Raw genomic sequence first — 12,379 nt, 5'->3', positions numbered from 1 at the left:
TAGATTATTGAACAGTAGAATTTAAAAATTCTTTTTGAACTTCTAGACTAATAATCTGACCTTTTTGTTCAAAGTCCTTAATCTCATTAAAATTAAGATATTTATATAATGTTTCGGATAGTGGATTGATTTTTGTTGCCGCTATTTCTTTATATTCGATTACTGTTGGGATACGTCCTAGAAGAGCGCATACTGCCGCTAATTCTGCACTGCCTAAAAACACCTGAGCTCCTTTACCAAGTCTATTATTAAAGTTTCTAGTACTTGTAGAGAATACAGTTGTATTGTCTTCTACTCTTGCTTGGTTTCCCATGCATAGTGAACAGCCAGGCATTTCCATTCTGCTTCCAGCATCCTCAAAAATTTTGTAATACCCTTCTTCTTTTAAAACTTCTTCGTCCATACGGGTAGGTGGACAAATCCAAAGTCTTGCATTAATCATTCCAGCATTTTCTAGGATTTTTGCAGCAGCTCTATAATGTCCAATATTTGTCATACATGAACCTATAAACACTTCTTGGATAGGTGTACCTGCAACTTGACTCAGAATTTTTACATTGTCAGGATCATTTGGACATGCCAATACTGGTTCTAGTAATTCATCTAGGTTAATGTCTATTGTATCCGAATAAACTGCATTCGAATCTGCTTTGATTAGATTTGGTTCTTTTAACCATTTTTCCATTTCTGTAATACGTCTACCTAAAGTTCGTGCATCTTTGTATCCTCTAGCAATCATATTTTTTAGTAATGAAATATTACTAGTAATATATTCAGAAATGGTTTCTTGAGAAAGTTGAATTGAACAGCCAGCACATGACCTTTCAGCGCTTGCATCAGTTAATTCAAAAGCTTGTTCGAGCTTAAGATTTGGCAACCCTTCTATTTCCATAATCTTGCCGTTAAAGACATTGATTTTATTTTCTTTGCCTACTGTTAATAATCCTTTTTGAATTGCTATTAAAGGAATGGCATTGACTACATCCCTTAATGTAATTCCCGCTTGAAGATTACCTTTGAATTGAACTAATACTGACTCTGGCATATCAAGTGGCATTGCACCAATAGCAGCGGCAAATGCAACTATTCCAGATCCTCCTGGAAAGGAAATACCTAGTGGAAATCTTGTATGGCTATCTCCACCAGTTCCTACTGTGTCAGGTAGAAGCATTCTGTTTAGCCAACTATGGATAATCCCATCACCTGGTTTGAGTGCTACTCCTCCTCTTTCAGCAAAAAAATCAGGTAATTCTTTTTGGGTCTTAATATCTACTGGTTTAGGATATGCTGCTGTATGGCAAAAGCTTTGCATAACTAAATCTGCTGAGAAGCCAAGACATGCGAGTTCTTTCATTTCATCTCTTGTCATTGGCCCAGTTGTATCTTGGCTACCAACTGTTGTCATAATTGGCTCACAATTTGTACCAGGTTTGATACCAGGCAAACCACAAGCTTTGCCTACAATTTTTTGTGCTTGTGTAAACCCTATTGCACCTTCATTTTCTATTTTTCCTGGCCTAATAAAAACTATTGAAGGTGGTAACTTTAATTTTTCACGTACTTTGTCAGTTAGTGACCTTCCAATCATTAATGGGATGCGTCCACCTGCTTGTACTTCATCAAGTATTGTGGAAGGCTTTAAATTAAAGGAAGCTAATGGTTCTTTATTTGTTTCATCAGCTCTTGTAATAATTCCTTCATAAGGAAAGATTGTAATTACATCGCCAGTTGCTAATTGACTAACATCACATTCTATAGGTAATGCGCCTGAATCTTCGGCTGTATTGAAAAAAATAGGTGCAATTTTTCCACCAATAATTATTCCTCCAGATCGCTTATTAGGAACATATGGAATATCTTTTCCAATATGCCAAAGCACAGAGTTTATAGCAGACTTTCTAGAGCTTCCTGTTCCTACTACATCGCCTACGTAGGCAAGAGGATGTCCTTTTTCTTTTAATGAAAGAATTGTTTGAAGACCTTCAGGGACTCTAGTTTCAAGCATGGCAAGTGCATGCAATGGTATATCAGGTCTAGTAGTTGCATGTGTTGCTGGTGAAAGGTCGTCGGTATTGGTTTCCCCCTCTACTTTGAATACAGTGACAGTAATTGCTTTTGGTAATTTTGCTTTACTAGTGAACCACTCTGCTTCTGCCCAGCTTTGTACAATTTGTTTTGCAAAGGCATTATTGCTTTCTGCCAGCTCCATTACATCATTGAGTGCATCGTAGATTAATAATGTGTTGCTGAGACTTTCAGCAGCAATACTTGCTATTTCTTTGTTTTTATTACTTAGTAATTGAATTAGCGCCGAAACATTGTATCCACCCATCATTGTTCCTAAAAGCCTTGTTGATTCATTAGAGTTGATATAAGGGCTGACAACTGTTCCTTGAGCTACTGAGCTAAGCCAGGTGGCTTTTATATAAGAAGCTTTATCGACGCCTGGAGGAACTCGATTTTTCAGTAGATTTAATAAAAAGTCTTTTTTGGTATCTATAACTGGTTTTTCTAATAATTCTGTTAGTTCATGTGTTTGTTCAGGATTTAACGGTAATGGAGGAATCCCTTGCAGTGATCTTGCTTCTGCTTCCTGCTGATAATTTTTAATCATTGGGTTCATTCCAGTTTCTTTCAAAGACAAGGGTTTTACTTTATTGTGTTTTTATATAATCTAATTTTGAGTGTAGATAGATGCAGAAATGCACATGTTCGTAATGTATGTAATTTCTATTTTCTTTAATCTTCTATGTATGAGGGGGTGATTAATGGTTTATTCAACAGATTTTAATATGGCTGATCAAACTTCTGATCTTCATATTGTGGAGACTAGACCTTTGCTTGCTCCTCTTTCACTCCATCGTGATTTACCACTGGATAAGTCCTCAGCAGAGCTTGTTTCTAAAACTCGACACAGAATTCAATCGATTCTTAAGGGAGAAGATTCTCGCTTATTGGTAATTGTGGGACCTTGCTCAGTTCATGATATGAATGCTGCTAAGGATTATGCAAATCAGTTGTTATTGTTGCGAAAACGTTTTTTTGAGAAGCTTGAAATAGTAATGCGGGTCTATTTTGAAAAACCTAGAACGACAACAGGATGGAAAGGACTGATCAATGATCCTCATTTAGATGGTTCTTATGATATGAATACTGGTTTAAGAAGAGCAAGATCGTTGCTTTTGCATTTAGCGCATTTAGGTCTACCTACCGCAACAGAATTATTGGACCCGGTTGTTCCTCAATACATTGCAGATTTAATTAGTTGGACAGCAATTGGTGCAAGGACTACTGAAAGTCAAACCCATAGGGAAATGGCTTCTGGCCTATCAATGCCAATTGGGTATAAGAATGGTACAGATGGGTCTATTTCTATTGCTATTAATGCAATGAAAGCTGCATCTAAACCACATCATTTTTTAGGCATTAATAGAGAAGGTAATGCATCAATTATTAGCACTACTGGTAATCCAGATGGTCATTTGGTTTTAAGGGGAGGTAGCCATGGGACTAATTATGACTCTGAGTCAGTCAGTCAAGTTGCTAAAGAGCTTTCTAATTCTGGTTCTATTGAGAAGGTTATGATTGACTGTAGTCATGGCAATTCAAACAAGGATTTTAGGAAGCAAGGTGATGTACTTCGAGAGGTTGCAAGCCAGGTTAGCAATGGTTCGCCTCATGTAATGGGAGTTATGATTGAAAGTCATTTAGTAGAAGGCAATCAAAAGATTCCAAAAGATTTATCCAATCTTGTGTATGGGCAAAGCATCACAGATGCTTGTATTGATTTACATTCAACTGAACAACTTCTTGAAGAGTTAGCTGGAGCAGTTGCCGTATAAAATTAGTGATTTATAAAATACTGCCAACATAAGGCAACACCTATTGGAACTGTGATATTGTCAATTCCTAATGGACTTATTTGCTCCAATATTACGGCAATAGATGTTATAATAAAAATATCTAACATAGATAAATTTATACCAGATAATTGATTAATACTGTATAAAACTATTCCTGTCCCTATTGCCATAGTAAAAGTTCCAACCATTGATTTTTTTTGGTTTAAAATCATCCAACTAGGAGATATTATTTTCCGACCAATTAACCCTGCCAAACCATCTCCAAATGCCATAACAAGAACACCTGCTGTAATAGCAGCAGCATTATTGGGCCAAAAGAAAATTAGTAATAGAGTAATGCTCAAACCATATGCAATTGTACCAAAACTTTTTCTGTCGATCGATTCAATTGAGGCGATGAATCTGAATTGGTAATTAATTAATAGCCCAATTGTAATAACAGTAGCTGCTGGAATTGCAATTTTTGAAGGAATATCTAACCACCATGCTAAAGGTATGATAGGCCCAGTTCCCATATGAACAATTTTACGACCTAATTCTTTTTCTTGAGGAAAAAGTTTTTTTAAACCAACGCTTAGACTCAAGATTGTACTTAACCATCCGATCAATATTAGACTTGAGTAGACGTTATTCAAACTATTTTAAGCTGCTTTTTGATGAGTAGTCATTACTCTCAATTTTAGAATAGCTTTTGCTTCTAGTTGCCGTACTCTTTCTCTAGAGACATTTATTTGTCTACCAATTTCTGCAAGGGTTAAAGGCTCTTCTCCATCAAGTCCAAATCTTAACCGCATAATTTTCTGCTCTCTTTCATTTAATTGTGATAACCACCCACCTAAATGTTCTTTTTGCATATTCCTATCCATTCCTTCCATAGGCTCATTAGAATTTGGATCAGGTATTAATTCCCCTAAGGTACTCCGATCTTCTTCACCTCTAGCATGTGAGTCTAGAGATGCACAGGGTGCACTCTGTGAAATTAGATCTTCTAAATCTTTAGGCTCCATGTCCAAGGCCTCTGCAAGTTCATTCCTGTTAGGCTGTCTTCCCAATCGATGAGTTAATTCTCTAGTAATTCGACGCATTTTTGATAATTTTTCGCTGATATGTATTGGAAGTCGAATAGTTCGAGCACTGTTGTCAATTGCACGAGTCATTCCTTGTCTTATCCACCAATATGCATACGTAGAAAATTTATAGCCCATTGCTGGGTCAAATTTGTCTACTGCTCTTTCTAGTCCAATTGCTCCTTCCTGGACTAAATCAAGTAGCTCTAAACCTTGATTTTGATATTTCTTAGCAACACTAACAACAAGTCTCAAGTTTGCGGCCATCATCCTATCTCTTGCACGTTTACCCATACGGATTTGATGGCGTTGGCGAGGTGAAATATTCTCTTTAGGAACATCTAACAATTCCTTCATTTTTTGAACATGATGAGCAAGCTCTATTTCTTCTGCAGCGGTTAGTAAAGGAACTCTCCCAATACTACTTAGATAAAATGCTATTGAATCAGTGCCTAATCGACCATTGGGCCGTCCACGACTATTGGAGTTGACCGTAGATGTCGACCTGTTTTGTTTCTGGTCTTTGGATGTGTTCGGCAGAACAACTGTTTCTGATGGTGATGCAGAATCACCTTTTACAGATTCCAGAGGGATCCCCATCACCCTGGCCTCCTATATTTATATTTAGAAAGAACTTAGCACTGTTATGGAAAATAACAGTGAATTACACAAATCTTTTTTATTAATTGCTTTAAATTGTTTAAAAAGGCACTTAATTAGGTATTAAGACCCATTAGCTTTCCATTTTAGGCTGGCTTAGAGGTGTATCTATTTTTCAGTAAAATTTTGCAAGTTAGTTTGTGCGCATAGGATTTCTTTCTTGTCTTTCTTTTTGATATATTTTCCATCATGTTGCATTTCCCAAGAGTCAACATTGTCTTCCAAATAAATATTTAAAAGGTTTTCCAGTTCTTTTTTTAAATTGGGCTGTTCTATTGGAGTAACTGCTTCTACTCTTCTATCTAAATTTCTTCGCATCCAATCTGCGCTTCCTATAAAAACTTCTGGATTGTTATCATTATAAAACCAAAATATGCGAGAGTGCTCTAGATATCTTCCTATAATGCTAATTACTTTAATATTTTCACTAAGACCTTTTTCTTGTGGGTATAAACAACACATGCCCCTAATAATTAGTTCTATTTTTACTCCTACTTCAGAAGCTTGATATAGTAATTTAATTATATTAGGGTCAACAAGAGCATTCATCTTTGCTTTGATTAGACCTTTTTTCCCATTCTTTACATTGTTAATTTCCCTATTTATTAGAAATTCTGTACCTTGTCGAAGTGATATTGGAGCTACTAATAATTTTCTATAGTGTTGTTGCTTTGAGTAGCCTGTTAAGTAATTAAAAAGCTCTACTAAATCTTGGCCTAATTCTTGTTCAATCGATAGTAATCCTAGATCCGTATATTGTTTAGCTGTCTTGGAATTATAGTTGCCTGTACCAATATGAAAATATGTACGCAATCGTTCTTTTTCTTTTCTTATAACCAAGGCTATTTTTGTATGTGTTTTTAAACCAAGTACACCATAAACAACATGAACACCAGATTTTTCAAGTTGTTTAGCCCATTGAATATTATTATCTTCGTCAAATCGTGCTTTTAATTCAACTAGGGCCATTACTTGTTTACCATTCTCGGATGCTCTTATAAGTGCGTTAATAATTTCTGAGTCTTTAGAAACTCTATAAAGAGTCATTTTTATTCCCATTACGAATGGATCATCTGCAGATTGTTGAATAAACTCTTCTACAGAACTGGTGAATTGATGATATGGGTGGTGCAGAAGTATGTCAGTTTTCCTAATTACAGAGAAAATATTTTGGAATTTATTTTGCTCAATTGATTTCGCCTCAATTAGGCGCTTTTGACTGTTTTTTAATAATGTATGTATACTGCCTTGTTTAGTTTTATATTGAAGTTTTGGATGATTGATTTTTGATAATTGAATTAATTCATCAAGTGCTAATAAGGATTTATTTTCATATAAATCTTTTTTGTCAATAGACATTCCTTCTAATAGCAATTCTAATATTATTTTGGGCATATTTTTAGAAACTTCTAGCCTTACTATTTCTCCTCCCATACGCCTTTTCCTGAGTCCTTCCTCTATAGCGATCATTAAATCATCTGCTTCTATGTCACGAAGCTCTAGGTCTGCATCTCTTGTAACGCGAAAAAAAGAAAACTCTTCAATATCCATACCAGGAAATAACATACTAAGATTTGCAGCTATTATCTCTTCAATAGGGACTGTGTAAAAGAATGGCTTAGTTTTCTTTTCACTTAATTCATTGGGAATAGTAATAAATCTATTCATTGTTTTTTGTGGTATTTTTACTCTTGAAAATTGCTTTTTTTTCGTATCTGGATCACAAACAATTACTGCAATATTTAAACTTAAATTGCTTACAAAAGGAAATGGGTGGGATTGATCTACAGCCAATGGCGTAAGAACAGGAAATATAGCTGTTTTGAAATAGTTATTAGCCCAATTTTGTTGGCGACAATTTAATTTTTTATAATCAACTATATAAATAGATTCTTTTTTTAAAGCATTTTTTAAGTAATTTTCATAGTGATCTTCTTGTTTTATTAGTATAGGAATCAGCTTTTCTCTTATCATTTTCAATTGTTCTTCAGGTGTTTTACCATCCTCACTTTGTTTATTGATATCAGCTTCAACTTGTGATTTTAGTGAAGCCACTCTTACCATAAAAAATTCGTCTAAATTATTACTAAAAATCGCACTGAATTTTGCTTGTTCTAATAGAGGTGTTTTTGGGTCTAATGCTTTTTCAAGCACTCTTGTATTGAAGTCGAGCCAACTTAACTCTCTATTTATATAGTCGTCTGTATGTTTTAATTTCTCAGCCATTTCCTTCTCTGATTTTCAATGAGGGTTAGTTTAATGAATGATTAATTCCCAATTATTTTTTAATAATAACATTTACTTAATCCCTTTTAGACTTTGTATCTTGTTCTTTCCGTAAGTGAGCGAGTTGATATTAATGCTATAACAACGATTAATAGAAGTGTCGTGCCATAGAAAGGACTTTTTGCTCCTAGCAAGTCATAACTGATCCCTGCAGTTGCTGCTCCTATGAAAGTGCCTAAACTTTGAAGTCCTTGCAAACTTCCAAGTATTGCTCCTTGATTACTTGCATTTAGCTTTCTAGAAATAAGAGCTCTAAGGCACGGAGTGACTAAACCTGTTCCTAGAGCAAGGATTGCTACAGCAGTAAACACTGTTGGAATAGCATTATTTTTATTAGCAATTGGTAAAAGTATGCACCCAACTATTACAAATCCAATTCCAGATAGAGTTAATTTTAATTCTCCAAACGTCTTTACTAATGGACCAATTAAGCCTCCTTGAACTATCATTGCAACAATTCCAACAACTACAAAGGTGAGACTTGCCATTTCTGGAGTCCAATGAAAAGATTGCTTTAAGTAAAGTACTAAAATTGCAGTAAATCCATTAAACGCCATAAAGAAGAGAAAGAATGCCAGGCATAGTCGACGTAAGGATGATTGTTGGAAAACCAAACTTAGTTGTGTAATTGGATTTAATTCTCTTTTTCTAGGTAATTTACTCCTTGCTGATTTTGGGTGTGTTTCAGGTAAAAACCATGTGACTAAGCTTAAATTCAACAATGCGAATCCAGTTGCTGCCCAAACAGGTAAATTAACATTATATTGTGCAAGAGTTGTTCCTAGGCCAGGTCCGAGTAAAAAGCCCAAGCCAAAAGCAACACCTATCAGTCCAAATGTCTTGGCACGATTTTCGGGAGTAGATATATCTGCTAGTATTGCCGTTGCAGTAGTTGCAGTACCACCACTGATTCCATCAATCACTCTTGCTAAAAATAAAAATAATAGAGGAATGCCCATTGTTGTCCCAGGAAGAATTTTTTCCCAATTCAAGCTAATTGTTATAGCAAAGAGACTTAGTCCTATTACAGATCCCGCTACACAGGCAATGATTATCGGTTTCCTCCCAAAGCGATCACTAAGTGCTCCAATTAACGGTGCGACAGCAAATTGTGATATTGCATAAGTACCCGCTAATAGACCTAAGGTACTACCACTATTTGTAAAACGATCTAGTAGAAAGGGGAGCAAGGGGAAAACGATAGTTTCCCCTAAGCGATCATTTAACAAAGTAATAAAAGCACTTAAAAGTGTAGGGACTTTAAGTTTGTGCAATGCAAAATTAGGCATAATGCTTTAACAATCCAATAAAGTGTGATTCATTATTAATTCATGTAAATCATTTGAATTTTACTCTGCAAATTAGACCGATTAGCAATGATGACATTGATGATATGAGGGAGGTCTATTTTGATGCTATCTATTCGCAGGGTTTATCTTTGTATACTAAAGAGCAAATCAAAGCATGGGCGTCATTGGCTTGGTTGCCAGGAGTTTTAGATCGACCGTTAAAAGAAGGTATAGGTTGGCTAGTCTGTGCTGAAAATAAGGTTGAAGCATTTGCAATTAGATATCCATCGAATCGTTTAGCTCTTCTTTATTGTCGTGGACGTTCTACAAGAAAAGGCTATGCAACTAATCTTCTTTTTAGGGTTGAAATGGATGCTTATAATGAGGGTATAAAAAAAATCTTTACAGAAGCCAGTTTGTTTAGTTACCCTTTATTTTTAAAGTCTGGTTGGAAGAAAAAATATTCTGAAAAGATTTTAATTGCAGGAGTTGTTTTTGATCGATATCGGATGGAAAAATCCTTGAATTATTAATTTCCTAACTTTATTCTTTACCCCACTCTATCAATTTGTTCAGAGTATTTTTTACTGAACCTGATTTGATAGCTTGCTCTGCTTTGTGTATGCCTTCAGAAATATTAGCTGTTAATCCAGAAATCCAGAAATATATCCCTGCATTCCATAATAGTGATTTATATAAAGGTCCTGTACCATCTTCTATCGCTGCAAAACAACTAGATCGCCATTTGTTTAGATTCATAAAATCACAGTCTTTCCCTTTAAGTGAATACTCTTCAGGATTAAGTTTTAAACGTGTCTTCTCTTTCATTTTAGAAAATGTAGATATTATTGTTCTACTTCTTGGAATATCTATACTTCCTTCTAAACCTTTAATCAGTAAAAAATTTTCTTCATTTAAAATATCAAATACTTGGACATGTCTTTTTTCAGTTGGCGAATGAACAAAACCTGAGATTATCATATGCTCACCTCTGTGAGCTGACCAAACTAATTCCATACTAGCTATTGGAGGTCTTTTACCAATCTCTTCTCTATAGTTAATAAGGCTATCTGCAATAGGAAAATGATTTGGTTGATAGATAAATGCTAAACCATACTTATCAAAACCTTCTTGTACTTTGTTTATATTTAACTCTCCTAGTTTGAGTCCAAGTTCATTAAATAATTCTTGAGTTGTAATTCCATACTTAACAGGCATTCTTCCTGAACCATGAAGAATAACTGGTTGTGATGCATCTATTAGTAATAACGAGGTTAATGGATATATGGGTGCTGTTTTATTTCTTCCATCAAATGGCATGCCAAATGAAAGTGGTCGGCATTTATTTTTGCCTGAATATATTTTTGGCCCTAGATTGTTATAGGTATCTATCATTCCAGCAAGTTCTATTGGTTCTGGCCGTCTAATACGGTGAGCAATCATAAATGCTCCAATTTGAGCAGGACTAGGATCACCTTGAAGCATTAGTTGGAGAGCATCTGCTGATTCTTCTCGTGTCATTCCTCGGCTAGTGTGTTCTCCACTACCTATTTTGCGTAAGTAGCTTTTGAAGCGTTCTTTATTGGCAGATGTTTTGTTCATGAACGATCGGCAGCTAGGGACTGTTTACTTAGTAGGGTCTGGCCCTGGAGACCCTGACTTGTTAACTGTTAAGGCATATAGGCTGCTTAGTCAATGCGATGTTCTTGTATATGATGCTTTAGTTCCTCATGAAATTCTTGAAGTAGTAAAAGATGGATGTAAGTGCATTTTTGTAGGAAAAAGAAAAGGTCATCATTCGACTCCTCAATTTAAGACTAATAAACTGCTTTTAGAGTTAGCCCATAGTAATCATTTTGTGGTTCGGTTAAAAGGTGGAGATCCTTTTGTTTTTGGTCGAGGTGGAGAAGAGGCAGCTTATTTGAAAAAACATGGAGTTTCTGTAGAAGTTGTTCCTGGGATTACTTCTGGTATGGCAGCCTCGACGTATTTCGGTATTCCACTTACGCATCGTCTTGCAGGTAGTTCAGTTACCTTTGTTACTGGTCATGAGGGCATTGATAAAAAACGCCCTCTTGTTAATTGGAGGTCTCTTGCAAAAGCAAGCCATAGTTTGGTGATTTATATGGGAGTTCATAATCTGAGTTATATCGTCAATGAATTATTATTAGCTGGTCTTTCTCCAAAGACTCCATCAGCGGTTATTCAACAAGCTACAGTTATTGGACAAAGGTGTTTAACAACTTCTTTAGAAATGTTGGTCAAGGAAGTAGAAAAACAGCAATTCACTTCACCATCAATAGTGATCATTGGCGAGATAATTAATTTTCAAATAACCTCATGTGCACCACCACCAGCAAATGTTACTATGCCTATTTCTTTTTAATGGTTGACTATTAATAATGTTCGCCACAGCTTTTCTACATTGTTATACCTTTTGAGGTCAATGTTATTTACTTTTGTGATTGGATGGCAGCTCAGACTATTAATTAATATCCATTGATCATCATTTTTAGGTGTAGGTGAAATTTTTGCTTCTTTTATGATTCCTTTTTTTAACCCTTGTTCTCTCATGACACCAGGAAGGCACCCACTTTCCATTCGTGGAGTTAACCACTGATTTCTTCTAAGAATTATTATGTTAGCAGTAGTTCCGCATGAGAGCTCACCATTCGTGCTTAATAGTAAGGCATCATCATATCCATGTAGTTGAGACTCACTACGAGCTTGAATAGATTGAAGATAGGAAAAAGTCTTACATTGACTCAATCTGCTGTTGGCATTTCTTCGTTCATAACAACTAATTTTTGTAGAGATTGGAGTAAACGAAGGATTGTATTCATTAAGTTCGAACCAAAATCTATGATTAGGTGCTTCATGATCTTTATTTAAATAATTAATACCCCTATTCTGATTACTACCTCTACTCCAGTTAAGTCTAAGAACCCCATTTTTTTGCGACAATGATGCACGAATAATAGCTTCATTAATTAATGGAATTAAAGTCTCTTCTTTTGGAGGTGGTTCCATTCCAAGTAAAATTGAACTTTTTGTCCAACGTTGTAGGTGATTAGTAAGTAATTGAGGTGTGCCTTTGAGAATTAGAATCGTTTCGAAGATACCATCACCTAAAGTTACTCCTCGATCTCTAATTGGTAATTCAACCTCAGAATCACTAAGCCAATAACCATCAAGCCAACTAATATTGCTCATC

10 protein-coding genes are annotated in these 12,379 nt (G+C 35.4%); 3 read left to right on the top strand and 7 right to left on the bottom strand.

Annotated features, from left to right (window positions below; genetic code table 11):
- Positions 1-4: 4 nt before the first annotated feature.
- Positions 5-2,614 (bottom strand): bifunctional aconitate hydratase 2/2-methylisocitrate dehydratase, encoded by a 2,610-nt coding sequence (gene acnB, locus O5636_RS06710; RefSeq protein ID WP_269622039.1) that lies wholly within the window; start codon positions 2,612-2,614, stop codon positions 5-7.
- A gap of 154 nt (positions 2,615-2,768) precedes the next feature.
- On the opposite strand from acnB, the gene O5636_RS06705 reads away from it, so the two are divergent.
- Positions 2,769-3,842, top strand: coding sequence for a 3-deoxy-7-phosphoheptulonate synthase (locus tag O5636_RS06705; protein ID WP_269622038.1), 1,074 nt, complete (start codon positions 2,769-2,771; stop codon positions 3,840-3,842).
- Positions 3,843-3,844: 2 nt separating this feature from the next.
- On the opposite strand, the gene O5636_RS06700 is transcribed toward O5636_RS06705, so the two are convergent.
- The 4 genes from O5636_RS06700 to O5636_RS06685 form a co-directional block, all read right to left on the bottom strand.
- Positions 3,845-4,447 carry a dolichol kinase gene (locus O5636_RS06700; RefSeq protein WP_332299703.1) on the bottom strand — a complete coding sequence of 201 codons (603 nt, stop codon included), beginning with the start codon at positions 4,445-4,447 and terminating at the stop codon, positions 3,845-3,847.
- Positions 4,448-4,504: 57 nt separating this feature from the next.
- Positions 4,505-5,530, bottom strand: coding sequence for an RpoD/SigA family RNA polymerase sigma factor (locus O5636_RS06695; protein WP_269622037.1), 1,026 nt, complete (start codon positions 5,528-5,530; stop codon positions 4,505-4,507).
- Positions 5,531-5,698: 168 nt separating this feature from the next.
- Complete coding sequence (gene ppk1, locus O5636_RS06690) at positions 5,699-7,816, bottom strand: polyphosphate kinase 1 (RefSeq protein ID WP_269622036.1); 2,118 nt, start codon at positions 7,814-7,816, stop codon at positions 5,699-5,701.
- Positions 7,817-7,902: 86 nt separating this feature from the next.
- Positions 7,903-9,165 carry an MFS transporter gene (locus tag O5636_RS06685; protein ID WP_269622035.1) on the bottom strand — a complete coding sequence of 421 codons (1,263 nt, stop codon included), beginning with the start codon at positions 9,163-9,165 and terminating at the stop codon, positions 7,903-7,905.
- 53 nt (positions 9,166-9,218) lie between these two features.
- Here O5636_RS06685 and O5636_RS06680 point away from each other — a divergent pair, with 53 nt between their 5' ends.
- On the top strand, positions 9,219-9,698 hold the full coding sequence (locus O5636_RS06680; protein WP_332299702.1) for a GNAT family N-acetyltransferase: 480 nt from the start codon (positions 9,219-9,221) through the stop codon (positions 9,696-9,698).
- Between the two features lie 10 nt (positions 9,699-9,708).
- Here the strand turns inward: O5636_RS06680 and O5636_RS06675 are convergent, their stop codons facing one another.
- A complete protein-coding gene (locus O5636_RS06675) occupies positions 9,709-10,767 on the bottom strand; it encodes an anthranilate phosphoribosyltransferase family protein (RefSeq protein WP_269622034.1) in 1,059 nt (352 codons plus the stop codon).
- Here O5636_RS06675 and cobA point away from each other — a divergent pair.
- Positions 10,766-11,551 carry a uroporphyrinogen-III C-methyltransferase gene (gene cobA, locus O5636_RS06670; protein WP_269622033.1) on the top strand — a complete coding sequence of 262 codons (786 nt, stop codon included), beginning with the start codon at positions 10,766-10,768 and terminating at the stop codon, positions 11,549-11,551. The two genes, O5636_RS06675 and cobA, sit on opposite strands and share 2 nt — an antisense overlap.
- Here cobA and O5636_RS06665 read toward each other — a convergent pair.
- The gene (locus tag O5636_RS06665; protein ID WP_269622032.1) at positions 11,548-12,378 is read right to left on the bottom strand and encodes an aminotransferase class IV; all 831 of its coding nucleotides are present in this window, start codon (positions 12,376-12,378) and stop codon (positions 11,548-11,550) included. The two genes, cobA and O5636_RS06665, sit on opposite strands and share 4 nt — an antisense overlap.
- Position 12,379: the final 1 nt, after the last annotated feature.

It is taken from the genome of Prochlorococcus marinus str. MIT 0918, from assembly GCF_027359415.1.
Classification (GTDB): domain Bacteria; phylum Cyanobacteriota; class Cyanobacteriia; order PCC-6307; family Cyanobiaceae; genus Prochlorococcus_E; species Prochlorococcus_E marinus_C.
This window is presented reverse-complemented; position numbering and strand designations above follow the sequence as displayed.

Excerpts from the sequence above, each read along its gene's own strand:
- O5636_RS06695 (WP_269622037.1), bottom strand. The coding sequence starts at position 5,530 with ATGGGGATCCCTCTGGAATCTGTAAAAGGTGATTCTGCATCACCATCA.
- ppk1 (WP_269622036.1), bottom strand. The coding sequence starts at position 7,816 with ATGGCTGAGAAATTAAAACATACAGACGACTATATAAATAGAGAGTTA.
- acnB (WP_269622039.1), bottom strand. The coding sequence starts at position 2,614 with ATGATTAAAAATTATCAGCAGGAAGCAGAAGCAAGATCACTGCAAGGG.
- O5636_RS06685 (WP_269622035.1), bottom strand. The coding sequence starts at position 9,165 with ATGCCTAATTTTGCATTGCACAAACTTAAAGTCCCTACACTTTTAAGT.
- O5636_RS06665 (WP_269622032.1), bottom strand. The coding sequence starts at position 12,378 with ATGAGCAATATTAGTTGGCTTGATGGTTATTGGCTTAGTGATTCTGAG.
- O5636_RS06705 (WP_269622038.1), top strand. The coding sequence starts at position 2,769 with ATGGTTTATTCAACAGATTTTAATATGGCTGATCAAACTTCTGATCTT.
- O5636_RS06675 (WP_269622034.1), bottom strand. The coding sequence starts at position 10,767 with ATGAACAAAACATCTGCCAATAAAGAACGCTTCAAAAGCTACTTACGC.
- cobA (WP_269622033.1), top strand. The coding sequence starts at position 10,766 with ATGAACGATCGGCAGCTAGGGACTGTTTACTTAGTAGGGTCTGGCCCT.